This window comes from Parafrankia elaeagni, assembly GCF_000374165.1.
GTDB lineage: Bacteria > Actinomycetota > Actinomycetes > Frankiales > Frankiaceae > Parafrankia > Parafrankia elaeagni.
The window spans coordinates 1-25,427 of the sequence record NZ_KB893671.1 but is presented as its reverse complement, the minus strand read 5'-3'; the positions used below and the strand labels follow the sequence as shown (position 1 = coordinate 25,427).

The 25,427-nt window shown below is 72.8% G+C and carries 16 protein-coding genes, 1 tRNA gene and 1 pseudogene; 8 read left to right on the top strand and 10 right to left on the bottom strand.

The window, feature by feature from the left end:
* Positions 1-72: 72 nt before the first annotated feature.
* The 4 genes from malQ to B207_RS32105 all read right to left on the bottom strand — a co-directional run bounded on the left by malQ (position 73) and on the right by B207_RS32105 (position 6,407).
* Complete coding sequence (gene malQ / locus B207_RS32115) at positions 73-2,415, bottom strand: 4-alpha-glucanotransferase (RefSeq protein ID WP_018634810.1); 2,343 nt, start codon at positions 2,413-2,415, stop codon at positions 73-75.
* Positions 2,412-4,262: a sensor histidine kinase gene (locus B207_RS32110; protein WP_018634809.1), complete on the bottom strand. Its 1,851-nt coding sequence runs from the start codon at positions 4,260-4,262 to the stop codon at positions 2,412-2,414. Before B207_RS32110 ends, malQ begins: the two co-directional genes overlap by 4 nt.
* Complete coding sequence (locus tag B207_RS0101880) at positions 4,237-4,980, bottom strand: response regulator transcription factor (RefSeq protein ID WP_026310565.1); 744 nt, start codon at positions 4,978-4,980, stop codon at positions 4,237-4,239. The genes B207_RS32110 and B207_RS0101880 overlap by 26 nt, the downstream gene beginning before the upstream one ends.
* Positions 4,981-5,102: 122 nt before the next feature.
* Entirely contained in the window at positions 5,103-6,407 is a 1,305-nt protein-coding gene (locus tag B207_RS32105; RefSeq protein WP_051102355.1) for a mechanosensitive ion channel family protein, read from the bottom strand.
* A gap of 688 nt (positions 6,408-7,095) precedes the next feature.
* Between B207_RS32105 and B207_RS0101870 the strand changes: the two genes are divergently transcribed.
* Positions 7,096-7,617: an HNH endonuclease gene (locus B207_RS0101870; RefSeq protein WP_026310564.1), complete on the top strand. Its 522-nt coding sequence runs from the start codon at positions 7,096-7,098 to the stop codon at positions 7,615-7,617.
* Between the two features lie 103 nt (positions 7,618-7,720).
* Positions 7,721-9,415: an SDR family oxidoreductase gene (locus B207_RS0101865; RefSeq protein WP_018634805.1), complete on the top strand. Its 1,695-nt coding sequence runs from the start codon at positions 7,721-7,723 to the stop codon at positions 9,413-9,415.
* Here the strand turns inward: B207_RS0101865 and B207_RS0101860 are convergent.
* Positions 9,406-11,649, bottom strand: coding sequence for an ATP-binding SpoIIE family protein phosphatase (locus B207_RS0101860; protein WP_018634804.1), 2,244 nt, complete (start codon positions 11,647-11,649; stop codon positions 9,406-9,408). The genes B207_RS0101865 and B207_RS0101860 overlap by 10 nt on opposite strands.
* Positions 11,650-11,862: 213 nt before the next feature.
* Here B207_RS0101860 and B207_RS0101855 point away from each other — a divergent pair, with 213 nt between their 5' ends.
* Entirely contained in the window at positions 11,863-13,608 is a 1,746-nt protein-coding gene (locus B207_RS0101855) for a glycoside hydrolase family 13 protein (RefSeq protein ID WP_018634803.1), read from the top strand.
* Between the two features lie 135 nt (positions 13,609-13,743).
* Positions 13,744-14,163: a globin gene (locus B207_RS0101850; protein WP_026310563.1), complete on the top strand. Its 420-nt coding sequence runs from the start codon at positions 13,744-13,746 to the stop codon at positions 14,161-14,163.
* Positions 14,164-14,309: 146 nt separating this feature from the next.
* Here B207_RS0101850 and ettA read toward each other — a convergent pair whose 3' ends face one another.
* Positions 14,310-15,992: an energy-dependent translational throttle protein EttA gene (ettA, locus tag B207_RS0101845; RefSeq protein WP_018634801.1), complete on the bottom strand. Its 1,683-nt coding sequence runs from the start codon at positions 15,990-15,992 to the stop codon at positions 14,310-14,312.
* Positions 15,993-16,175: 183 nt separating this feature from the next.
* Between ettA and B207_RS0101840 the strand changes: the two genes are divergently transcribed.
* Complete coding sequence (locus B207_RS0101840; RefSeq protein WP_018634800.1) at positions 16,176-17,555, top strand: DUF1254 domain-containing protein; 1,380 nt, start codon at positions 16,176-16,178, stop codon at positions 17,553-17,555.
* A gap of 59 nt (positions 17,556-17,614) precedes the next feature.
* Here B207_RS0101840 and B207_RS0101835 read toward each other — a convergent pair whose 3' ends face one another.
* Entirely contained in the window at positions 17,615-19,861 is a 2,247-nt protein-coding gene (locus B207_RS0101835; protein ID WP_018634799.1) for a DUF7846 domain-containing protein, read from the bottom strand.
* Between the two features lie 213 nt (positions 19,862-20,074).
* On the bottom strand, positions 20,075-21,148 hold the full coding sequence (ssb, locus tag B207_RS41005; RefSeq protein ID WP_018634798.1) for a single-stranded DNA-binding protein: 1,074 nt from the start codon (positions 21,146-21,148) through the stop codon (positions 20,075-20,077).
* A gap of 475 nt (positions 21,149-21,623) precedes the next feature.
* Here ssb and B207_RS0101825 point away from each other — a divergent pair, with 475 nt between their 5' ends.
* From B207_RS0101825 to B207_RS41000, 3 genes and pseudogenes are all read left to right on the top strand, one after another.
* The gene (locus B207_RS0101825; RefSeq protein WP_026310561.1) at positions 21,624-22,505 is read left to right on the top strand and encodes an aldo/keto reductase; all 882 of its coding nucleotides are present in this window, start codon (positions 21,624-21,626) and stop codon (positions 22,503-22,505) included.
* Positions 22,506-22,761: 256 nt separating this feature from the next.
* Positions 22,762-22,834, top strand: a tRNA-Arg gene (locus B207_RS0101820).
* Between the two features lie 399 nt (positions 22,835-23,233).
* Positions 23,234-23,737, top strand: a pseudogene (locus tag B207_RS41000) (TIR domain-containing protein); the annotation flags it as partial.
* A 22-nt stretch (positions 23,738-23,759) separates the two neighbouring features.
* Here the strand turns inward: B207_RS41000 and B207_RS43125 are convergent.
* Complete coding sequence (locus tag B207_RS43125; protein ID WP_018634796.1) at positions 23,760-24,239, bottom strand: Fic family protein; 480 nt, start codon at positions 24,237-24,239, stop codon at positions 23,760-23,762.
* Between the two features lie 98 nt (positions 24,240-24,337).
* Positions 24,338-24,943, bottom strand: coding sequence for a type II toxin-antitoxin system antitoxin SocA domain-containing protein (locus tag B207_RS0101810; RefSeq protein WP_018634795.1), 606 nt, complete (start codon positions 24,941-24,943; stop codon positions 24,338-24,340).
* Positions 24,944-25,427: the final 484 nt, after the last annotated feature.

The following is a 25,427-nucleotide window of genomic DNA, read 5'->3' as shown; positions in this document are numbered from 1 at the left end:
CAGGGGTGCGAGGTAGCTCGCCTCCGCCGCCGACCGGCCCGGCCTCGTCGCCGCGACAGGCACCACAGCGGTTCAGGGGCGCCGGGGAGTGGGGCCCGCCTCCCGGTCGGCAGCACGCGGCCCGCCCTGCTCGGGCGACCCGGGCCCGGCCTCCCCGAGCTCGCCGAGGGCCGCGATGAGGCGCCGTGGCCGCGGGTCGGTGAGCAGCCGCTCGACGGTGACTCGTTCACCCGCCCCGTCGACGACCGGCAGCCGCCAGTTCGGGTAGCTGTCGACCGTGCCCGGCAGGTTCGGCTGGCGGGGGTCGCCGAACGCGTCCCCGGGGGCGAGCAGCACCACCCGGGCCCGTGACAGCCCGAGGAGCGCATGGAGCCCGAACGCCGCCTCGTCCCGCACCTCGGGCGCGAGCAGATCCCCGGCCCGCACCGCACCCGCCGCCGCCTTCGCCGCCGCTGCCGTGAGGAGTCCTTCGCCGGCGAGCAGACGCAGCAGGTCGGCACGTTCGGCGAGCCAGGCCGCGCGCTCCTGCGCTCCCGGCCGGGCGAGCAGCCCGCGCTCCTCCCGCACGCGCACATGCTCGCCGTCGAGGAACCCGGCGGCGGTCGGCAGGTCGTGCGTGGTGACGCTGGCCATGGACCGGACCCGGTACTCGCCGGGATGACGCGGCGCCCCGTCGTCGGACCGCTCGAACCACAGGACGGACGACCCGAAGATCCCGGCGTGGTCGAGCGCCTCGGCCACCGAGTCCTCGACGGTCCCCAGGTCCTCGCCGACGATCAGGGCGTCGGCGTTGCGGGCCTCCAGCGCGAGCAGCCCCAGCATCGCCGCCGCGTCGTACCGGACGAACGTCCCGGCGGCGGCGCCGGCGCCGGCCGGCACCCACCACAGCCGGAACAGGCCGAGGATGTGGTCCACCCGTACCCCACCGCCCCGCGCGAGGACCGCGCGGACCATCGCCCGGAAGGCGGCGTAGCCGCTCTCCGCCAGCACAGTCGGCCGCCACGGGGGCAGACCCCAGTCCTGGCCCTGCTGGTTGAACCCGTCCGGTGGCGCGCCCACCGAGGCACCGGTGGCCAGCACGCCGCGCATCGCCCAGGCATCGGCCCCGCCGGGCTCGACGCCCACCGCGAGATCGTGGACGATACCGACCCGCATCCCCGCCGCCCGGGCCGTCGCCTGCGCGGCGGCCAGCTGGTCGTCGCACCGCCGCTGCAGCCAGGCATGGAACGCGACGCGGCCGGCGAGCTCGGCGCGGGCCACCTCGACGGCGGGTCCGGCCGGGTCGTGCAGCTCCTCCGGCCAGGTGCGCCAGTCCCGCCCGTGCCGCTCGGCCAGTGCGCACCAGAGCGCGAAGTCGGCGAGCCCCCCGTCCGGGCCGCCGCCGCGGGCCGGCGCGGCGGTGGCCCCGTCGTCGGGCTCATGGTGGTCGGTGAACAGCAGTTCCAGCGCCGGCAGCTTCGCCCGCCACACCGCGTCCCGGTCGATCAGGCCGTCGCGGATGCCCTCACGACGGGCCCGCTCCGCGAGCCCGTCGACCTCGGCCCGCACCCCGGCGGAGGCGTGGACGTACTCCGGGAGCAGTTCGGGACGCAGGTACAGCGGCGAGACGAACCGGCGGCTCGACGGCGAGTAGGGCGACGGCTCGACGGGGAACGTCGGCGCCGCCGCATGCAGCGGGTTCACGAGCAGGACATCCGCGCCGTCCCGACCGGACCACTGCGCGATCATCGCGAGGTCGGCGTAGTCGCCGATCCCCCAGGAGCCCGCGGAGGCGAGCGCGTAGAGCTGGATCATCCAGCCCCAGGCACGCCGGTCCCCGGCGCCGTCCCGCAGGACGTCCGGAACCGCGTCCGGCACGACGATCAGCGGACACCGTGTCACGGTGGCACCGACGCGCAGCAGCAGGCGGTGGTCGCCCAGCGGCAGGTCCGCCGGGACGTCCACGGACGCGGCCCGCACCAGCCGGCCGTCGACGACCTCCTCGGCACCGGTCAGCCGGACCGCGGCGGGAACGGTGCCGCCGTCCGCAAGCTCCACACTCGCGGACGGTGCCGGGGAGTCGGCCGGCACGTGCGCCTCGACCGGGGCCGGGGCGGCGGCGCGGAGCACGGCGCAGCTCGGCAGCGCCCGCCGCCAGCGTGCGGCCCGGGCGTCCGCGAGCGCCCGCGCCGGATCAGCGGGGTCGACGCCGAGCAGGTCGAGCACAGCCCGGACCGCCTCGGGGGCGACTGTGACCAGCCCGCCGTCCTGGCCCTCGTAGGACGTCGCGACACCGAACTCCGCGGCGAGCTCCGCGAGATCACCGAGCTGCGCCCAGGCTCCGGCGGACGGCTGGCCCGCTCCTGCGGGGCCGGCGGGCGGGGCGGGCTGGCGGGAGCCGGCGGGGTGCTGTGGGTCTTCGGTCGCGGACGTCACGGGCCCGATACTGCCCGCTCCCCCGGCCGGGTTCGCGACCCCCCGGACCGGTCGGCCTTTCGGCCCCGTGTGGTAGGCACCGGGTCGCCACCGCCACCCGCGGACGGCCCCGCGGACGGCCCCGCGGAGACCGGCGGAGAACCGGGCGAGGTGCCAGGCCGGGGGGGCCGCGGATCCGACGAGTCGGCGGGGGCTGGCGGGCGCCGCCAGGGCGAGTCGGGTGCGGGAGGATCGTTCTGACCGGCATCGGGCCAGCTGGAGACGCCGGGCCAGCTGGGGGTGCCGGGGGCGAGCGGCAGGGTCAGCCGCAGGAGTGCCCCGCCGCCCGGCGTCTCCTGGGCCCGGACCGTTCCACCGTGCATCGCCACCGCGTCCGCCACGATCGCCAGACCGAGCCCGGAACCGGGCTTGCCGCGCGCCGAGGTCGCCCGGTAGAAGCGCTCGAACACCCTCGTCCGGTCACCCGGGGCGATGCCGGGGCCCTCATCGGCGACGGTCACCTCCCCGGCGCGGCAGGCCACCCACACCGTCGACGACTCGGGGCCGAACTTGACGGCGTTGTCGAGCAGGTTGGTGACCGCGCGTTCCAGCAGGTTGGGCCGCCCGTCGACCAGGCACGGCTCCGCGGTCACCTCGATGCGGATGTTGCGGCCCTTCGCCCGCCGCCGGGCCCGTTCCGCCGCGGAGCGCACCACCTGGGCCAGGTCGAGCCGCTCCACCTCCTCGGTCGGGGCCTCGTCCCGCGCCAGCTCGATGACCTCGGTGACGAGGTGGGTCAGCTCGCGCATCTGGGCGTCGACGTCGCGCAGCAGCGCCTCCCGGTCGGCGGTGGGCAGCGCCCGGTTCGTCGACGTCTCGGCCCTCAGCAGCAGCTCGATGTTGGTTCGCAGGCTGGTCAGCGGCGTGCGCAGTTCGTGGGCGGCGTCGTCGACAAGCTGGCGCTGCCGCAGCCGCGACGCCTCCAGGGCCCGCAGCATGCTGTTGAGGCTGGTGGCGAGTCGGGCGATCTCGTCGGAGCCGGTGACGGGGATGAGCGCGGAGAGATCCTGGGTCCGCGCGACCTCCTCCGCCGCCGCCGCGGCCGCGTCGACGGGCTTCAGCGAGCCCCGGGCGACGAGCCGCCCCGCGATCACCGAGCCGACGACGCCGACCAGGCCGACGATGAACAGCACCAGGCCAAGATCACGCAGCGTACGGTCGACGTCCGCGGTGGGCCGGGCGAACTGAAGGGCGCCGGTGCCGGTGAGCGGCGGCGGGTAGCGCAGCGGCACGGTGGCGACCCGGTAGCGCGCGCCGTCGACGGTGACCGTGTGCAGGTTCTTCGTGCGCAGCCCCCGAGCCACCTCGGTGTCCTGGACGTCGACCGGGATCGCGAACTTCTCCAGCGACGGGAAGGCGCTCTCCAGCGGCACGCCCTGGGCATCGAGGAACTGCACCTCCATGCCGAAGTTCAGTGCCCGCACACTGATCTCGCTGGCCTGCAGGTTCCCGGCCGAAGCCCGGGCCTGCTCGACCAGCTGGTCGTCGATCGCCTGGTTGAGCACGATCCGGGTGACGCCGAGGGCGACGCTGACGACCACCGCGACGGCGGCGGCGACGGCGACACCGGCCAGCAGCGCCATCCGGGCCCGCAGGGTGAGGCCGGGCCGCAGCCCCGCCCACCGGGCCGCCGGCAGCGACCGGGCGGCCTGGCCCACCCGACGCCCCTGGGCGTCGGCGCTGGCCTGCCCGCCCGTACCGATCACGCCCGGCCAGGCATCGGCCCCCTGGCCGGTCTGATCACCCGGGGCACCGGCCTGATCACCCGGGCCGGGCCGGTGTTCACGCCCGGTCAGCAGGAAGCTCACGCAGGACGTAGCCGACACCGCGGACGGTGTGCAGCAGCCGGGGCTCGCCGTCGGCCTCGAGCTTGCGCCGCAGGTAGCTCACGAACACCTCCAGCGAGTTCGAGGACGGACCGAAGTCGTAGCCCCAGACCTTCTCCATGATCGTTGACCGGGAGAGGACCTGCCGAGGATGGCTGAGGAACAGCTCGAGCAGCTCGAACTCGGTCTTGGTCAGCGTCAGCTCGCGGGCACCCCGCAGCACCTGGCGGCTCACCGGGTCGAGCCGGACATCCGCGTACATCAACTCGTTGGCGGTGCCGTCGTCCGCCTGGCCGGGGCCGTGGCCCGGGCCCCGGCCCGCGCCGGTGCGGGCTGCCAGCGCCGCCCGCCGGGTCAGCGCGCGCAGCCGGGCGAACAGCTCCTCCAGCGCGAACGGCTTGACGAGGTAGTCGTCGGCGCCGACGTCGAGACCGCTGACGCGGTCGGCGAGGCCGTCGCGGGCCGTGAGCATCAGGACGGGCACGTCGTTGCCGCGTGCCCGCAGCCGACGGCAGGTCTCCAGCCCGTCCATGCGCGGCATCATCACGTCGAGCACGACGATGTCCAGCTGCTCCCGGCTCACGACGTCGAGGGCGTCGACACCGTCGGTGGCGGTGCGCACCTCGTACCCCTCGAAACGGAGCGACCGCTCCAACGACTCCCGGACGGCGTCGTCGTCGTCCACAACCAGTACCCGCACGGCTCCAGTCTGCCTGGTGCCCCCGACAGTTCCAGGCTCCGGGGGCCCGTCTCAGCAAGACCTTGCGGGATCCTCAGCCCAGCTTCAGACAGGCCGCCCGCACCCGCCCGAACCAGGCCCGGTCAGCGCGAACCGGCGCCTCCCCCCAGCCCGCGGCCGGAGCCCGAGGAGGCACCGGCCGACGACTCACCGGCCGACGACGGAGCCGGCGCGGGTGGGTCGATGCGCGGCGCCGACTGCTCGCCGGCGCCCTGGCCCGCCCCACCGGGCTGGCTCGGGACGCCGCCGGTCTCGTCCTCCGACTCGGCGGGCTGATCGTCGTCGTCGTCGACCATGACGACCTCGCTGCGCTGCACGGTGCCCAGATCGATCCCCGCCATGCTCAGCGACGACCGGACGCGCTCACGCAGCTCGCGCGCCACGTCCCACTGCTTGAGCGGCTGGGTCTTGATCGCGATGCGCAGCGTGTACCCGTCGGCCGTCATCGTCTCCATGCCCCAGACCTCGGGCTCGGACAGGATGAGGCTCGCCCACTTGTCGTCCTTCCACAGCTCGTCGGCGGTGGTGACCAGGATCCGCTTGGCCGCCGCGACCTCGGTGTCGTAGTCGAGCGGGACGTCGAGAACAGCGCGGGCCCACTGCTGACTCTTGTTCCCGACCCGGGTGATCTCACCGTTGCGGACATACCAGACCGTTCCCTCGACGTCGCGCAACCTGGTCATACGCAGGCTCACGGCCTCGACGGTGCCGGAAACCGGCCCGACATCGATCACGTCACCGACGCCGTACTGGTCCTCCAGCAGCATGAACGTTCCCGACAGGAAGTCGCGCACCAGATTCTGCGCGCCGAAACCGACCGCGATGCCGAGGACGCCGGCGCTGGCGACGATCGGCGCGAGATTCAGCCCGATCTCACCCAGGATCGTCAGAAAAGCGAGCCCGAAAATAAAGATGGACGTCACGCTGCGCAGCAGGGAACCGACGGTTCCAGCGCGCTGGCGACGCCGTTCCAGCAGCACGGTCGGATCACCGAACGCACCGAGCAGCGTGTTGGAGCGCAGGCCGCGCAACGGCCCACCGCTGCGCCCGGAGGCCGCTCGGCCGGTGGCCCGCCGGATGAATCTGTGCAGCAGCGCCCGCACCACCGCGGCGATCAGCAAAATCAGAAAAATCTTTACGGGAGTGCCGAGGAACACCTCGGCACCCGACGCAAGATAGTTACTGTGCGTAACATTATAGACGGTGCGACAGGTGATGCTGGCGTCCGTGCCGCAGGCGTCCCGCAACGCGTTGGCGACACCCTCGATCGAGACGATCGGGTCCATCGTCGCGTCGGGCGACAGCGACACCGAGGGGATCGGGGTCGGGGAACCGCTGGGGGCCGAGGTGGTGGGGGCGGCGCTCGGGGTCAGGATGGCGCCGAGCATCGGGATCACCGGCTGGGCTACCACGGGCAGCCCCACCTCCGCGACGGTACGTCACATTCCCACCGGGAACAACCCGACGCGACACGCGTCGAGCCGTAGACACTAGATGGACACAACGTCGGCCATCCTCCGTAACAGATCTCTTCGTCAGATCGACGCCGGATCGGCGCCGCGGACCCCGCGATGTCGCCGCCGCCGCGGGCACCAGGGGCACCGCGGACGCCGTGGGCGCCCCCGCGCCGGCGACATCCGCCGCGCCGGCACCCCACCCCCCGACAGGCGACACCCCTGGCCGGCCCGAACCCCGACGGGACGCACCCCGACGCGAGACAGCGGCCGGCAGGCACCGGCGCGGAGCAGGATCGGCCGCCGGCACGCACCCGCCGAGTCGACCTTGACAGTGTCACCCATCGCCCACACGGACGGCCGAGGGCCCCGGCGCCGACCACGCACGGACACAGCCCTACTTCTCGTCACTTGGTGTACTCGAGCGGTCACGACACATCACCTGATGGGCTTGTTGTTGGTCACAAACCCACCCGGATATGCACATCGGCGCTTTGCCCGGGTGGATGACCATGCAAACAGGCTCGCGTTCCGCCGCAGAAGAAGGTTGACTGTCCATTGTCACCGGAGACGCTGGGTAGGACGGTCCGCTAGGGCCCTCGGGTGGGCAGGAGGTCGGCGCGTGGCAGAGGCGCTGGTTCTCAATGCCACGTACGAGCCTCTGTGCGTGGTGTCACAAAGAAGAGCACTGGTGCTGGTTCTGACCGACAAGGCCGTGATGGTCGAGGCCGCCGGTCAGGTACTGCGTTCGACGACGAGCTCGGTCGAGGTTCCGATCGTCGTCCGGTTAGCACGGTTCGTGCGCGTGCCCTACCGTTCACAGGTTCCACTCACCCGCAAGGGTGTGCTGGCACGCGACCATCACCGGTGTGTCTACTGCAACGCCCCAGCAACGTCGCTGGACCATGTCATCCCTCGCTCACGGGGCGGGCCGCACGTATGGGAGAACGTCGTGGCGGCCTGTGGCCGCTGCAACCATGTCAAAGCCGACCGAGCGGTTGCCGATCTCGGTTGGCGGCTTCGCACGGCACCCCGAGCGCCGAGCGGAGCCGCCTGGCGCATTCTGGGGTCCCGCAGGATGGACCCGCGGTGGTCCCGCTACCTCAGCACCGTGCCGGACATCTCGGAGGCCGCCAGCGCCTGAGCAGCGTCTGACCAGGGCCGGGCTCAGGCCTGAGCCCGGCCTGAGCCCACCGGTTGGCCGTCTCCTGACGGTAGCCGGCCACCCGGCGGGGCAGGAACCGCGGATGCGCATACTCGTCACCGGCGCCACGGGCTACATCGGCGGCCGGCTGGCCCCCCGCCTGCTGGGCATCGGCCACCAGGTCCGGTGCATGACCCGCGACCCGGCCCGGCTGGCCGAGGTCAGCTGGGCGCACCATCCCGACGTCGAGGTGGTCCGCGCCGACGCCCTCGACCCGGCCGCGCTGCGTCGTGCGCTGGACGGCGTCGACACCGCCTACTACCTGATCCACTCGATCGACAGCGGCGGCGACTTCTCCTCCGTCGACCGCGCCGCCGCCCGCGCCTTCGCCGACGCCGCCCGGAATGCCGGAGTCGGCCGGCTGGTGTACCTGGGCGGTCTGAGCCCGGCGTCCGGCGCCGGGATGTCGGAGCACCTGGCGTCCCGCCAGGAGGTGGCGCGGGTCCTGCTCGACTCCGGCGTGCCGACGGTCGTCCTGCGCGCGGCCGTCATCATCGGCAGCGGCAGCGCGTCGTTCGAGATGCTGCGTCACCTCACCGAGCGGCTGCCGGTCATGATCACCCCGCGGTGGGTGCGCACCCGCATCCAGCCGATCGCCGTCCGGGACGTCCTGTACTACCTGGTCGGCTGCCTGGACCTGCCCGCCGGGACGCACCGCTCGTTCGACATCGGCGGGCCGGACATCCTCACCTACGCCGAGATGATGCAGCGCTTCGCCGCCGTCGAGGGCCTGCGCCGGCGGGTCATCATCCCTGTCCCCGTGCTCTCCCCCGGCCTGTCGTCGCACTGGGTCGGGCTGGTCACGCCGGTTCCGCGGGCCATCGCGCGCCCGCTCGTCCGCTCGCTGCGCACGGAGGTCGTCGCCGCCGAGCACGACATCGCCGCCTGGGTGCCGGACCCGCCCGACGGGCTCGTCCCGTTCGACACCTCGGTGGCCTACGCGCTTGCCCGGGTGCGCGACCGAGCGGTGGAGACCCGCTGGTCGACGGCGGTCTGGCCAGGCAGCCCGATCACCACGCCGTTCCCGGAGGTCCTCGCCCGCCTGCGCGGCGACCCGGGCACGTCCCGCCCTGCACCGCCCGGCGAACCGGTGGTCACCGACCCGGCCTGGGCCGGCTCGTCGCTGTACACCGACGAACGGTCGCGGGCGGTAGACGCACCGGCCGACCGGCTGTGGGCCGTCATCGAGGGCATCGGCGGCGAGAACGGCTGGTACAGCTGGCCGCTCGCCTGGTCCGCCCGCGGCTGGCTCGACATCCTCGCCGGCGGGGTCGGGCACCACCGCGGCCGCCGCGACCCACGCCGGCTGCGCACCGGCGAGGCGATCGACCTGTGGCGCGTCGAGGAACTGGTGCCCGGCCGGCTGCTGCGCCTGCGGGCCGAGATGAAGCTGCCCGGCCAGGCCTGGCTGGAGCTGCGCGTCGACCCGGACGGCAGCGGCCCGGACGGCAGCAGCCCCGGAAGCGGTGCCGGTGGCCGGCACCGGGTGATCTACCGGCAGCGGGCGCTGTTCCTGCCCCACGGGCTGCCCGGGCACCTCTACTGGAAGGCCGTCAGCCCGTTCCACTCGGTGGTCTTCGGCGGCATGCTCCGCACGATCGTCCGCCGCGCCGAGACCGGGGCGGCACCCCCCGGACCCCCGGAACGGCCGCACGAGGCGTCGCACCCCCAGGAGGCGTCGCACCCGCACGGGACGTCGCACCCCCACGAGACGTCCACCGCCCTGCCTCAGGGATGATCGCCGCCCGGCACCTCCATCTCGAACCAGACCCGCTTGCCGTCCGGGGTCGTCTCCACACCCCAGGCCTGCGCGAGCGCCTCCACGAGCAGCAGGCCCCAGCCGTGCTCGGCATCCATCTGGTCGGTGGACTCGTCGCCGGGCCGGGGCAGCGCCGAACCCTCCCTGTCCTCGACGCTGATCCGCAGTCGCCCGGGCTCGAGGGTCGCCCGCAGCACCAGATCGCTGCGCGCGTGCAGGACCGCGTTGGTGACCACTTCGCTGACCAGCAGGATGGCGTCGTCGAGGGAGCCGATCCCGGCGTCGTGCAGCGCGCCCCGCACCGCCACGCGGGCATGGCTGGCGGACGACCCCACCGCCGGCAGTGCGAGCTCCAGCAGTGGCGGCCGGACCGGCCGGGTCACCAGGACCAGCAGCGCGATGTCGTCGTCCGTGCGGGGCGGGAGGTCGGCCGCGAGCAGGCAGCGCTCGAGCAGCGTGCGCGCGGTCTCCTGGATGGGGCCGGGGCCGTCGCAGGTCACCGCGTCCGGGCCGGACCAGCTGCGGGCGGCGAAACTACCGGTCCGGCGGCGGTCGCCGCTCGTTCGTGGCCTGCGGTAGCCACCGCGGCGGTCCCGGCCGGACCGGCGCTCCCGGATCCGCCGCTCCGGCGCGGCCAGCGACGGCCCGGTCGGCGGCTGTGCCGGGGAGGGACCGGCTGACGGCACGGCAGCCGACGGGGCAGCGGGCGCTGCAGGCGCTGCGGGCACGTCGACCGCTGCAGGCACGTCGACCGCTGCAGGCTCGTCACACGCCGCGTCGAGGTCGCGCGCGGCCCGTGGACGGGTGATCTGTTCGGCCAGACCCGACCGGAGGTGCTCCAGCCCGTCGGCCACCGGGCGGCGGCGGGACTCGACCAGCCCGTCGGTGAACATCACCAGTGCCGAGCCGGGCGGCAGCGCGACCGTCGTCTCCGAGAACTGGTCCTTCTCGCCCGTACCGAGCGGGAGGCCGGGTTCGAGCACCAGATAGTCCGGCTGCTCGTCCGGCAGCACCAGCAGCGGCGGCGGGTGGCCGGCGCTGGCGATCGTCGCGCGGCCCGAGTACGGGTCGTACACCGCGTACATCGAGGTGGCCATCTGCAGCCCCGGCAGCGAGTCGACGACCCGGTCCAGCCGGGCGAGCAGCTCCGCGGGCCCCCAGTCCTCCAGCGCGTAGGCCCGCAGGGCGGCCCGCAGCTGGCCCATCACCGCTGCGGCGTGCAGGCCCCGGCCCATCACATCGCCGATGGCGACGCCGACCCGACCGCCGGGCAGCACGATGACGTCGTAGAAGTCCCCGCCGACCTCGGTGCCGGCCGTGCCCGGCCGGTACTCCATCGCGATCTCCATGCCGTCGAGGGCGGGCGGGTGCGCGGGCAGCATCGACCGCTGCAGCGTCAGCGCGGACTCCTCGACCTCCTGGAACAGCTGCGCGTTGTCGAGGGCGGCCCCGCCGCGCCGGGCCAGCTCCTCGACCAGGTGGACGTCCAGCGCCGTGAACTCGTGCGGGCCTGCGCGGCCGACGGACAGGGCTCCCAGCACATGCCCGCGGGCGCACATCGGCACGGTGATCGTCGGGCCGGAGGGGAGCTCCCAGAACGTCTCATAGGCCGAGCCGACGAACAGTTCCCGGGCGACACGCTCCGTGTAACACGGGATGTAGTGCGACTGGCCGGTGCGCACGACGATGCCCGGTGGCGTGTTCTGGTCGAGTGTCGGCGGCCGGAGCTGGACAGCGGCCCGAAGGAAGTCCGCGGACTTCGCGTCGAGGAAGGACGAGCCGGCCATCCGGATCACGTCACCGTCGCCGCGCAACCAGACGACGGCTCCCGTGCCCAGCCGGGGCACCGCCAGCGCCGCGATCATCTCCATGATCCGCTGCGGGTCGAGCGAGCTGCTCAGGACGAGGCTGGCATCCGCAAGGAAGGCGAACTGGTCGAGTGTCGTCCCCGCGGAGACGTGTGAGCGGCGCCGCCGAGCGGCGGTCAGCTCCCGGATGATGGCCCGACCGACCGAGGCCGTCGTCGCGGCCCAGCCCTCGGGTCCGTAGCCGCCGCCTGTCGCGGGGACGGCCCCGACCCGCGGCTCGCTGCCGGCTCGCGGCTCGCTGCCAGTGCCCGCCCACGGCCCGGTGCCGGCAGGCGGCTCGTTTCCGGGAGGCGGACGAAGGCCCGCTGCCGAACCGGCGACGGCCGCCGAGCTGAGGCCGGTCACCGCTGCCCACCGCCTGCCGTGAGGACCGTGGGGACGTTTGGCCACCGGGTCACATCCACCCCCAGGAAGCATTCCATAACGGACAGTGACGTCATCCACCAGCGGAGTGTAGTTCGCTAGTCGGATATCGCGCCCGTCGAGCCGCACGGCGGACACCGTCAGTAACGGTGTCATCCGTTTACTTCGCGCAGGTGGAACGGGTTTGATACCGCCATGGATCCCGTTGCCACCGACCCCGCGGACCCGCCTGCCCCGGCCGGCATCCCTACGGGCGCAGCGCTCCGCCAGCCCGGCGGCGGTGCCGCGCCCTGGTGGCGCGACGCCGTGATGTACGAGGTCTACATCCGCAGCTTCGCCGACACCGATGGTGACGGCGTCGGCGATCTCGAAGGCATCCGCCGCCGGCTGCCCGATCTCGCCGACCTCGGCGTGGACGGCGTCTGGATCACCCCTTTCTACCGCTCCCCCATGGCCGACCACGGCTACGACGTCGCCGACCACACCGACGTCGACCCGATGTTCGGCACCCTCGCCGACCTCGACGCCCTGCTGGCGGACGCCCACACCGCCGGGCTGAAGGTCGTCGTCGACCTCGTCCCGAACCACTCCAGCAGCGAGCATCCGGCCTTCCAGGCGGCGCTGGCCGCCGGGCCCGGCTCCCCCGAACGCGAGCTCTACCTGTTCCGGGACGGGCGCGGGCCCGGCGGTGCCCGGCCGCCGAACAACTGGATGTCGGTGTTCGGCGGACCGGCCTGGACCCGCGTCCCGGACGGCCAGTGGTACCTGCACCTGTTCGCCCGGGAGCAGCCCGACTGGAACTGGCGGCACCCGCGGGTCCGCGCCGAGCATCGCGAGGTCCTGCGGTTCTGGCTCGACCGCGGCGTCGACGGCTTCCGCATCGACGTCTCGCACGGACTGGTCAAGGACGAGGCGCTGCGCGACCACCCCGACCCGGTTACCGCGTCCGCGGATCACCCCACTCCCGACCAGGTCGACGCCGGCTTCCGGGAGGTGCTCGAGCCGTACTCGTGGGATCAGGACGGCGTGCACGAGATCTACCGCGAGTGGCGGGCGCTCCTGGACGAGTACGACCGCCGGGACGGGCGGGCGCGGATGCTCGTCGGCGAGACCTGGGTCGCCGATCCGGAGCGCCTCGCCCGCTACGTCCGCCCGGACGAGCTGCATCTGACGTTCACGTTCTCGCTGCTGTTCGCGCCGTTCTCGGCGCCGGCCTGGCGCAGCGCGATCGACGCCGCCCGGGCCGCGACCGCCGCCGTCGGCGCCCTCCCGACCTGGGTGCTCGCCAACCACGACGTCGTCCGGCCGACCGGCCGCTACGGCGGCGGCGACGTCGGCCTGCGCCGCGCCCGGGCGGCCCTGCTCGCGCTGCTGGCGCTGCCCGGGACGGCCTACCTCTACCAGGGCGACGAGCTCGGCCTGCCGCAGGTCGACGTCCCGCCGGAGCAGCGCCGCGACCCGATCTGGGAACGCTCCGGCCACACCGCGGCCGGCCGGGACGGCACCCGCGTGCCCATGCCGTGGTCCGGGCAGGAGCCGCCGTACGGCTTCACCGACGACGGGACGGAGCCCTGGCTCCCCCAGCCGGCGGACTGGGGTGACCTGACCGCCGCCGCCCAGTCCGTCGACCCGATGTCGACGCGGGTGCTCGTCCGCGGCGCGCTGGCGCTGCGCCGGGCGCTGCCGTTCCTCGGCGACCCGGGCGACCCGGACGCCCCCCGGCCCGGCTTCCGCTGGCGCGACGGCCTGCCCACCAGCTGCCTCGCCTTCGACCGGACCGTAGGCGGACCGGCGCTGACCTGTGTGATGTCCACCGAGGAGGAGGTCCACCTGGCGCTCGCCGGGCGCCTCGTCCTGGCCAGCAGCCCGGTCGGCTACGACGGTGCAACCCTCGTGCTCCCGCCGGACACCACCGCGTGGGTCATCCCCCGTTCGGGTTGACCCGGCCCGGTGAGGTGCCTGCCGCGGGACGTCCGCCGCCGGCCGCCCGCTCACCTGGACGACCCGGGAACGTCCCGCCCCCATCCGGGCGGGGCGGAAAAGAGGTCCGGCCTCGGGTCGGGAGAGCGCCGTCCGGTGGCGCAGAATGGAGGCGTGAACCAACCGTCTCCCGCGCGCCCACGCGCGGACTTCTACGAGGCCGTCGGCGGCGAGGCGACGTTCCGGACGCTGGTGGCGCGGTTCTACGAGGGTGTGGCCAACGACCCCGTGCTGCGCCCGCTGTACCCGGAGGACGAGCTCGCCGCCGCCGAGGAACGCCTACGGATGTTCCTCATCCAGTACTGGGGCGGGCCCACCACCTACAGCGAGCAGCGGGGCCACCCCCGCCTGCGGATGCGGCACGCGCCGTTCGCGATCGGCCCGGCCGAGCGGGACGCCTGGGTCCGAATCATGAAGTCCGCGGTCGACAGCCTGGACCTCCCCCCCGAACTGCACACCCAGCTCTGGGACTACCTGCTGGGCGCCGCCAACTCCCTGCAGAACCGCCCCGGCTGACCCGGCCCACGGAAGAGATCCACAACGAAAGAGATCCACAACCCAACGGAGCCGCCCCGGCCGATCGGCCGGGGCGGCTCCGTTGGTTGGGCGAGGCCGACGCAGGTCGCGCGGGTCGCGCGGGTCGCGCGGGCGCCGGCGGCAGGTCAGTCGCGGGTGAGCTTGCGGTAGGTCACCCGGTGCGGGCGGGCGGCGTCCGGCCCGAGCCGCTCGATCTTGTTGGCCTCGTAGTCGGCGAAGTTGCCCTCGTACCAGAACCACCGCGCCGGGTCGGCCTCGGTGCCCTCCCAGGCGAGGATGTGCGTCGACACCCGGTCGAGGAACCACCGGTCGTGGGAGATGACCACCGCGCAGCCGGGGAACTCCAGCAGCGCGTCCTCCAGCGACCGCAGCGTCTCGACGTCCAGGTCGTTCGTCGGCTCGTCGAGCAGCAGGACGTTGCCGCCGCGCTTGAGGGTCAGCGCCAGGTTGAGCCGGTTGCGCTCGCCACCGGAGAGGACCCCGACGGGCTTCTGCTGGTCCGGCCCCTTGAACCCGAAGGACGACACGTACGCCCGGCTCGGGATGTCCGTCCGGCCGACCACGATGTGGTCCAGCCCGTCCGAGACGACCTCCCAGACGTTCTTCTTCGCGTCGAGCCCGGAGCGGCTCTGGTCGACGTAGGCGATGTCGACGGTGTCGCCGATCTGCAGCTCGCCGCCGTCCGGCGTCGCCTCCCCGACGAGCATCGTGAACAGGGTGGTCTTGCCGACGCCGTTCGGGCCGATCACGCCGACGATGCCACCGCGAGGCAGGCTGAACGACAGGTCGTCGATGAGGACCCGCTCGCCGTAGCCCTTGGTCAGCTTCTTCGCCTCGAGGACCAGACTGCCCAGGCGCGGGCCCGGCGGGATCTGGATCTCCTCGAAGTCCCGCGGCCTGGCCTTGTCCGCCTCCGCCGCCATCTCCTCGTACCGGGACAGCCGCGACTTGCTCTTGGCCTGCCGCGCCTTCGGGTTCGAGCGGACCCACTCGAGCTCCTGGGCGAGCATCCGGCGCCGCTTGTCGTCCTTGCGCCCCTCGACCTTCAGCCGGGCCGCCTTGTTCTCCAGGTAGGTGGAGTAGTTCCCCTCGTAGGGGTGGGCGCGGCCGCGGTCGAGCTCGAGGATCCAGCCGGCCACGTTGTCCAGGAAGTACCGGTCGTGCGTGACGGCGAGCACCGCCCCGGCGTAGCGGGCCAGGTGCTGCTCCAGCCACGCGACGCTCTCGGCGTCCAGGTGGTTCGTCGGCTCGTCGAGCAGCAGCAGGTCGGGCGCCTCCAGCAGCAGCTTGCACAGCGCCACCCGGCGCCGCTCACCACCGGACAGCGCCGCGACGTCCGCGTCGCCGGGCGGCAGGCGCAGCGCGTCCATCGCCTGGTCGATCTGGCTGTCGAGCTCCCAGGCGTTCGCCGCCTCGATCTTGTCTATCAGGGTGGCCTGGTCGGCGAGCAGCGTGTCGAAGTCCGCGTCCGGCGCGGACATCTTCTCGTTGATCGCCTCGTACCGGGCGAGGATCTCGCGGATCTCGCGGACACCGTCCTCGACGTTGCCGCGGACGTCCTTCGTCTCGTCGAGCCGGGGTTCCTGCGCCAGCATCCCGACGGTGTAGCCGGGGCTCAGGATCGCATCACCGTTGCTCGGATGGTCGAGCCCGGCCATGATCTTGAGCAGCGACGACTTCCCGGCGCCGTTCGGACCGACGACGCCGATTTTCGCGCCGGGCAGGAACGACAGGGTGACGTCGTCGAGGATCACCTTGTCGCCGTGGGCCTTGCGGGCCTTGCGCATCTGGAAGACGTACTGCGCCATGTGTCAACCCTAGGGCATGCTGCCCAGGTACCGGACGGCGGTGATCCCGCGCCCGCCCGCGGGCCAGTCCGGCCGACCCCGCCGGGCCGCGTTCGGACGAATCCCGAGCGGGTACGACCCGAAGTCGGATGAACACTGTCAGCACACACACCAGTGCCAGGCCACCCGCACCCGGGAGGCGACATGCGCGCGGATGACCAGCGGGTCGGGCTCGCCGCCGAGGCGTTCAGCTTCGGCTACCCCATTGTCTGTGCGATCCGGCAGATGATCCGGACCGCCCGCGAGGGCAACGGCCCGATCCGGCCGGCCGGCTTCAACGCCTTCGCACACCAGACCGACCCACCCGGTCCGGACTCGTCGTTCCTGAACGTCAACCCCGACATCCTGTTCTCGTCCGCCCAGGTCGATCTCAGCGCGGGTCCGGTGCTGCTGCACGTCCCGCCCACCGGCGGGCGCTACCACCGCCTCGCGTTCTTCGACCCGTGGCTGAACACGTTCGCCTACCTGGGCAGCCGCGCCACCGGTGACGAGGGCGGCGAGGTCCTGCTCCTCCCGCCCGGCGGCTTCGGCGACAGCGACACCGCTGGGGCTGGGGCTGGGGCTGGGGCGAGTGTGGTGATCGAGGCGCCGGCGCGGGTCTTCAGCATCGTCGCCCACTTCGCCTACCGGGGGCCCGATGATCTGCTCGCTGTCCGCGCCCTGCAGGACCAGCTGACCCTGCGGCCGGTCGACCCGAACGCCCGCCAGCCCGAAGGCCCGCCGGACCGTTCCAAGCAGGTCTGCGACGACCTGCGTTTCTGGGAGGAGTTCCGGACCTGGATGCGCGCCTTCCCCCCGTCCCGGCTGGAACAGGCCTACGCCCGCAGGTTCGAGATCCTCGGCCTGCTGTCCGACCCGTCCCCGTACATCGACCCGGACCCGCCGCTCGCCTGGTCGCTGCGCAGCGGCCTGCGGACCGGGCGCGACGAGCTGGAACGGCTCGCCGACGCCGGTCGCCGCGCCCACCAGGGCTGGGTCAGCACGCTGCACGAAGCCGACTTCAACCTGGACCGGGCTGGCCCCGGCGTCCTCGACGACCGCGCCTGGGAGATGCCCGACCGGGCTCAGGCCCGCATCGCCCGCGCGATGGCGGCCCGCCGGCCGCTGGGCCTCGTCCACGCCTACGAGGCGACGGCCGCCCACTGCGCGGTGGACGTCGACGGCCACCGCCTCACCGGCGCCCACAACTACCGGCTGCGGCTGCTGCCACCGCCGGTGGATGCCTTCTGGACCCTCGCCATGTACGACGAGCCGGACGGCTATCTCGTGGACAACCCCCTGCACCGCTACTCGATCAACAGCCAGGACGACCTCGTCCGCGACCCCGACGGATCGGTCCCGGTGCTGATCCAGAGCGACGTCCCGGCACCGGCACCGGCGCCGTCGCCGTCGTCGTCAGCCCCGGCGGCGAACTGGCTGCCGGCCGCCCGGGAGGACTTCCGGCTCATCCTGCGGATCTACCGGCCGGGCGGCGAGGTGCTCAGCGGCGCCTACTCCCCGCCCCCGATCCACCGCGTCGGCTAGACGGCCGACGGCCAGAGCGCCCTCTGGCCAGACGGCACTCTGGTCATCGGGCAGGCGTCTCAGGAGAGGGTGATCCGAATCGGGAGGCGGCGGCCCTCGCCGACCTCGTCGACGTGGGCGCTCGGCGCCAGCACCGCCACGTCACCGCCGCGCTCGACCAGCACCGGCAGCACCTGCCGGTCGACGGTCCGGGCACGACCCCCGGACGCGGGCGTGACCACCAGCGACACCGTGATCGACGTCCCGGCACCCGACACTCGGGTGATCTTCGGGGCGGCGAGCGGATCACCGGGGTCCCGGCCGGTGGGCGCGCCCCGTGCCTCCCCGCCGCTGAAGGTCACCGCGTCGACGACGTCACCGGCGTCGACGCCATCCCCGTCGATGATCAGCCGGGCGCGGGACGGGCCGTCCACCGAGACCTGGTAGGCCAGCCGGGTGCCGCCCGCCTCGACCAGCAGCTGGGCCGACCGCGTCCCGGCCGGCGGGGCGTCGACCGTGACCTCGACCTCCGCCGTCCGCCCGGTGGCCAGCGTCAGCGCATCCACCCGTGAGCGGGTCACCGACCCCGGCGAGCGGTTGTACGCGGCCGGCATCCGCAACAGGTACGGCGTCCGATCGGGGTGGTCGGCGACAACGGTCAGGTCCGCCACCCCGCGGGAGACCGCGAACAGCAGGTCGCCGGTCCCGTCGGCCCCGCGCAGGTCGGGACCGTTCGCGGTCACCGCGCTCGGATGCCCCAGGTAGGGCGGACTGGCCGCCACCAGCACCAGCGACCGGCCCGGCAGGCCGTGCAGCATCCCGGCGAGATCACGGTCGTGACCGGTCATCGCCGCGTTCGCGTCGACCGCCCCGACCAGGATGAACGTCGTCAGCCCGAGGACCCCCGCGCCACCCGCCCCCGTGCAGGCCCACGCCGCCCGACGCCGCGACCAACGCGCCAGGTCGGTCACCCCCCGGGCACCCAGGTGCACCAGGCCGATCAGCACCGGAATCATGTAGAACGGCCCGACGTAGCGGATCCCGCCCCACAGTTCCGCCGCGTTCCACGCCCCCCAGAACCCGAGGTAGCCGACCAGGAACAGCAGCGTTCCCAGCCCCAGCGCGCAGGCCGGCCCGTCGAACCTGCGCCGCGCGGCCGCGACGACCGCGGCGACCGCCAGCAGCACCCCACCGCAGGCCCAGCCCCCGAGCAGCCACAGATGGTCACCGACCGAGGCCAGCCCGTCGCCGAGCCCGAAGTCGTGCCCCCCGTCGGACGGGTAGAGCCGTCGCCGGCCGAAGCCGAGCTTGTCGTCCGGCTCCAGCAGCGCGAACGGCAGCTGGAACGGACTGCCCGTCGCCGCCGCGTTGTACGCCAGCAGAATCCCGGCGGGCAGCACCAGCCCCACCGCCGTCCACCGCGCCGCCCACCCGAGGCGCCCTGCGCGCCGCGCCGTCACGCCGGCCCAGACCGCCACCGGTGCGAGCAGCAGCACCACGTCGTACGGACGCACCGCCGCCGCCACCCCGACCGCGAGCCCCGCCCCGGCCAACGCCAGCGCACCCTGCCCGCGCCCCGCACGGCGCATACCCCTGAGCAGGCCGAGGAACGTCAGCTGCAGCAGGACGAGCACCGGCAGGTAACTCAGCACCAGCGCACTCTCGATGATCACCAACGGCGAGAACGCCATCAGCGTCGCCGCCAGCGCCGCGACCCTGCGATCACCGGCCAGCTCGACGCCGAGCAGGTAGGTGACGATCACCACGGCCGCCGCGATGACCGCCAGCACCGGCGAGATGCTGCCGGCCACCACCAGTCCCAGCGCGAACAGCGCCGGCACGAACGGCGTGTACTTCAGTACGAAGTGGCCGTCCGACACTGCGGCCAGCCACGGCGCGTAGGACGCGGCCGGGTCGGGCGCCGTGGGGAACAGGTGGCCGCCCGCCAGCGCGCGGGCCTGGGTGAGGTAGATGACCTCGTCGTTGTTGACCGACAGGTAGGGAAACAGGTGGTGCCGCAGGAGGACGGCCGCCGCGGCGCTGAGGACCGCGAGCACCGCCACGTACCGGCCGGCTGCGCTGACCCCCAGGGCCCGCCGCCACACCCCGCCGAACGCCCGCCCGGCCGCGGAGACCTCGGGGCCCGCCACCGCGTCGACACCGGACTCGGTGCTGGACTCGGCGCTGGGGCCGGCGCTGGACTCGGCGCTGGCCTGGGACACCGGCCGGCCGATCGCCTCCTGCCGCGGGACCTCACCGCCGGCCTCGCCGGACAGGTCGTCCAGTGCCGAACCCGCGCCGCCACCGGCTTCGTTCGCCCTGCTCACCCTCGGCACGGTACCGAGCGGATCCGACGCCGATGATGCAGGTGGCCCCATCGGTCACAGCATGTCGGTCGGAGCCGCCCCACCCTCGACAACCAGCCTGCCCAGGCCAGGCCCGCGATCGCCCCGTGCCGGCCTCTTCGTGGAGTGCTGGCCGCGCGACTGCCCGCACCGGGCCGGAGACCTCGGGCAGGCTCGCTCCGGCTCGACCTCTCCTCAGCCGATGGCACCTCCCAGCCCGCGCAGACGGCGCTCACCCACGACGTCCGCGAGCCCGATGGGGCGCTCCCCCACGGCCCGGTTGGCCCGCGGCACCAGGTGGAACGGGCCCCGCGCCGCCCGGGTCGACAACCGCTGCGCGGCCTCGCCTCCGGACCGGTGTCGCGGCTCGACGGACCGCAGCGCGTCATCGAACAGCGCCCTGAGCCGCGGAACGGCCTCGGTCTCAGCCACCGGGGCACGGCCGGGACCACCCCCGAGCACGGCCTCGACATCGACCGCCGCACCCACCTCGACGCCGGAGCCGGCTCCCAGCTCGACGAGACGGAGCCCCTGGCCGGCCAACTCGACGGCGCGGGTGCCGCTGACACCGCCGGTGCCGAGCATGTCGTCGGTGACGGCGATCGCGCCGGGGCTGGCCAGGGCCGACCGCAGGCCGCTCTCAGACGGGGCCGCCGGGGCCGCACCGGACGTGGGCTCGGCCGAGCCGCGGACCGGCATCGCGCCGGAACCCACGGGGCCGTCCGGAACGCCGCCTCCGCGGCCGTCGTCGGCGACGGGAACATCGCCTGACACCGCCGGGTCATCGTCGCCCTGCCCGGCCCCGCCGAACCCGACGCCGTCGGCGCTGAACGGGTCGCCGGAGATCGGACCGGGATCGGCGAACGGATCCCCCGCTGCCAGCCCGTCGGCCGGGGTGGTCGACGATCGCGCCGTCCTGCGGACCTCCACGGGTCGCCAGGTGAGCTCGGCCGCGACGGCCTCCGCGTCGATCTCGTAGCTGACCCGCCGGTCGCCGTCCTGCGTCTCGAAGTTGTTCTGCCGCAGCCGGCCGACGACCAGTGCGCGGTCGCCCCGGGACAGGCTGGCCGCCACGTTCTCGGCCAGCTGCCGCCAGCAGGAGATCCTCAGATACAGGGTGCTTCCGTCGACCCACCGCTGCTCGGTGCGGTCGAACCGGCGAGGCGTCGACGCCAGGCGGAAACCGCAGACGGAGACGCCGCTCGCGGTGATCCGCAGGACAGGGTTCTCGACGAGGTTGCCGATCAGCGTGATCGCGTTGTCGGGCATCTGAGCTCCTTGGAGAACATCTCGGGGGCAGGGAGACGGTCCAGCGGACGCCGGCCGATCACCGGGCGCCCCCCGCACGTGGCACGGAGGGCCGACGGAGTCCGGTCGTGCGTCCACGCCATGACTTTGCGCCACCGCCCCCGGGATGGGAACCGGTTCTTCGCCCGCTGTGGATAACTCCGTTCCGTCCACAACATGGCGACGGACCGTGCTTCACCGGCGGTCACCTGCGAGCATCGACACTGTCTCGACCGGTCACCCGGCGTGCACGGAGCCGATGACGTCCCGACACCCGGGCTGCGAGGCGGGCAGTCGGCGTCAGCCGGGTAGGTCTCCGGGCGACGGCCGGGCGTCCCAGCCCGCGGCCCGCGCTCCGCGGGGGCGCCCGGGAACATCCGGACGGCGGATCAGGGTTGCTGCCTGGCGGGCCGACGCACAGCGGCGGCCCCCGTACACAGACGGAGGAAGGCACTGCATGTCGACACAAGCGGCTAGCCCAAGCGTGAACGCGGCTGCGAGCGGGACGTTCCTGCTCGGTGGTGATCTCCCGGTGAACCGGCTCGGCTACGGCGCCATGCAGATCACCGGCCCGGGCATCTGGGGCCCACCCGCCAACCGGGACGAGGCGCTCGCCGTACTGCGGCGAGCCGTGGATCTCGGGGTGAACTTCATCGACACCGCGGACTCCTACGGCCCGGAGGTCAGCGAGGATCTGATCGCCGAGGCGCTCTATCCCTACCCTGACGGGCTGGTGATCGCGACCAAGGGCGGGCTCACCCGCCAGGGGCCGGGCCAGTGGACAGCCGTCGGCCGCGCCGAGTACCTGCGCCAGCAGGTCGAGATGTCGCTGCGGCGCCTCCGCATCGAGCGCATCGACCTCTACCAGCTCCACCGCATCGACCCGAAGGTGCCCGTGGAGGAGTCGATCGGTGAGCTCCGGGCGCTGCAGCAGGAAGGGAAGATCCGCCACATCGGCGTCTCCGAGGTCAGCGTGGCCGAGCTCAGGCAGACCCGGTCACTGGCCGAGATCGTCAGCGTCCAGAACCGGTACAACCTGGCCGACCGCGCCGCCGAGGACGTCCTCGTCTACGCGGAGCGTGAGGGCATCGGGTTCATCCCCTGGTTCCCGATCGCGACCGGCGAGCTCGCCCGGCCCGGCGGAGTCCTCGACGAGGCCTCGAAGCGGCACGGCAGCTCACCGTCGCAGCTCGCGCTCGCCTGGCTGCTGCGCAGGTCACCCGTGATGCTGCCGATCCCGGGTACCTCGTCGGTCGCCCACCTGGAGGAGAACGTCGACGCCGCAGGCGTCACGCTCACGGACGCAGAGTACGAAGACCTGGTCAAGGTCGCCGGCTAGGCACGCCACACCCGGCCCGAAACAGGCCGGCGCCAGCACACCCGGCAACGACCGGCCGTCGGACAACGAGGTTCGACCGACGGCCGGTCAGCCGGCCACCCGCCGGTCGATGCGGCAGCATGTGGGATCGTGGGCCCGCGCCTCGACGCGGGCCGCTACCTCCGATGACCCGGGGCTGTCTGCGGCATCAGGTGACATGTGGTGGACACTGTCCATCCCACCCGGGATCCGTCCGCGGACCCCACAATGGAGCAGCGCGCCCGTAGCTCAGCGGATAGAGCGAGTGCCTTCTAAGCACTGGGTCGCAGGTTCGATCCCTGCCGGGCGCACAAAACACCCGCCCTGACCTGCAGGTTTGCACATCACGACCATGCGGTGCGAGTCGAGAAGCGCTGCGCCACAGGGGAAGGATCACCTCCCACCGGCGCACCCAGCCAAGCCCCCGCCGCCCCGTGACCTGCAGCATCAGCCCAAAACTGGCCGTCGGTGCGACGCACAGCGCGCAGACAGCTGATAACTTTCCTACTTTTACCGGCCGTAGAAGATCGCGTAGACCGCGGAAGATCACGCAGAGAGGACGCCAGAGCAGCACCCCGGGAGCACACCGCTCGACGCCTCACATCCCTGGGCCGCGGCGCCCTCCCCGGGCCGGCCGCCATCTCCGGGCCCCAGCCAAACGCCGTACGAGCACGGTCTGACCCGGGCTGTCCTGGTGGCACACTGTCCGGGTGAGCAACGGGGGCAACACGCACAGCACCAACGGCGGGGCGGGCTGGGACTTCTTCGTCTCCTACACCCAACCCGACCGGCCCTGGGCCGAATGGATCGCCTGGACCCTCGAAGAGACCGGCTACCGGGTCCTGATCCAGGCCTGGGACTTCACCCCCGGCTCGAACTGGGTCACCGGCATGGACCAGGGCGTCGCCGCCGCGAAGCGGACGATCGCCGTCCTTTCCGCCGCCTATACCCACTCCGTGTACGGCGCCGCCGAATGGCAGGCCGCCTGGGCCGCCGGGGTCGACCCGGTCGAGGTCGCCGGGCGGCTGCGGGTGAGTACGAAGTCGGCTTACCAGTGGAAACGACGCTGGCAGGCCGGCGGCGTCGCGGCGCTGGCGTCGCGAGGGCCGAGTGGGGCGTCGTGCCGGCTGTCGGACCGTCAGCTCGATCGGCTACGGGTGGAACTGGACCGCGACCCGGCCGCGCACGGCTGGCCCGACCAGCGCTGGACCCTGCACCCGCACTCGTGCCCGTCGGCTACGCCCGTGGCGCGATTATCGGCTCGAGTAGTGCGGCGAGTTCGTCGGGTTCGAAGGTCATCCGGTACCGGTGACAGGCGGCGTCGTTGTCTTCCTTGTCAAGATCTTCCCAGGCGATAGTCCACCCTGCGCCCGCCGCAAGCTGCCGCAGGAACGCGCGCTGGGACCTGCCGTTACCTTCTCTGAACGGATGAATTGCGTTGATTTCACCGTAGAGTGTGGCGAAATCAAGGGTGAATGGTTCTTTCCTGAGCCCGACGAGATGGCGATTCTCCGCCAGTCCAGAGAAGATCTGGTAGAGCTGTGCCTCAATGAAGGGGGCGTTGCAGAAAGGGTGGCCGCCTTTGGCGAGGTTCACGGTGCGGATTTCGCCGGCCCACGGGTAGACATCACCGAAGATCGCTCGATGGAAACTCCGGAGGTGCTCGGTCTCGTATGCGCCCGGGAGAAGTGATGCTGCCAAGTCGGCGTAGCGCATACCTGCGACCCGATGCTCGACGTCGGCAAGCTCACCGGGATCACGAATGCCCAGCCGGTTACGTAGACAGCCGGTTCCTGGCCAGCAGTACGGGTCGCTCACGGGTCGGGGTTGTGCCTCCGGTAGCGGGCGAGGATCTCCGCGACAGCGTCATCGGCCGTGCGCTCTCCTGATGCTACCTGCCGGAGGCGATCTTTGTCCTCGTCGGAGAAGGTGTACCCCTCGAGTCGCGCGCTACCGACGGCCGCCGAGACCGCCTCGTCAGGAGACAAGCGAAGTCGGGTGTAGTACTTCACCATGGTCCTTGGATCGATTGGCTCCTCGGAACGTGCGCCGTCAGGCAGTCCCGCTCGGGCCAGTCGCCAGGGCGCCTCGGCGTGCGTAATTCGCGATAGATCGCCACCGCTGAAGGCGCCGTACTGCTGCAGCACCCATTCGATGGTCCGAAGCGCCTCGGGTCCAAGGCGGCTCGGGTCTCCGGAAGGCCATGTGTCCACGGAGAAACGGCCGCGGCTTCTGTCGTACAGATTCGGCACCACCGGACCGTTGGCCCAGGCCTGAATCTCGTCGTCAAAGAGATTCACCCGGTGTCTTACGAGATGCCAGGCCTGCGCGTAGTAGGTCAACTTCTGCAGGCGCCACGTGTCCATCATCCCGAGGCGGGAGAGGATCAGTGCGGCGACATCGTGGACGTTCTCGGCCATACCTCCACCTCCCAGGGGATGCCGGCATCAGCGGGCATCTTATACTGATGGATTTTACGTGCGCTGGGCGGTCGACGCCTCATCTTCGGTTGCGCCCTGTGGCCTCATGGGGCTAGATCCGGTCGCCGAGGCCCAGACGCTCGTGCTCGTTCTGGGCACGTCGGCTCCGCCAGGCCGGGCCGTACAGCCGGACCATCGCCGTCGGGTTCCAGCCCATGTGGTCGGCGAGGGTCTGCTCGCCGCCCTATCTGTCAGCATGAGGTGAGGCAGGTTCCAGCCGTTATCTTGTGACNGGGCGGGTAGGGAGGACGACGATCGTGGTGGTGTCGGTGACGGCCGGGCGGGATCTGGCTGATGATGATCGGGTGGGAGATCGGGAGGGTGGCCGGCCGCGGCCGGATCCGGAGGTCGAGCCGAAGGCGCGGCGGCGGTCGTTCACGGCGGCGTACAAGCTGCGGATCCTGACCGAGTACGAGGCGGCCGG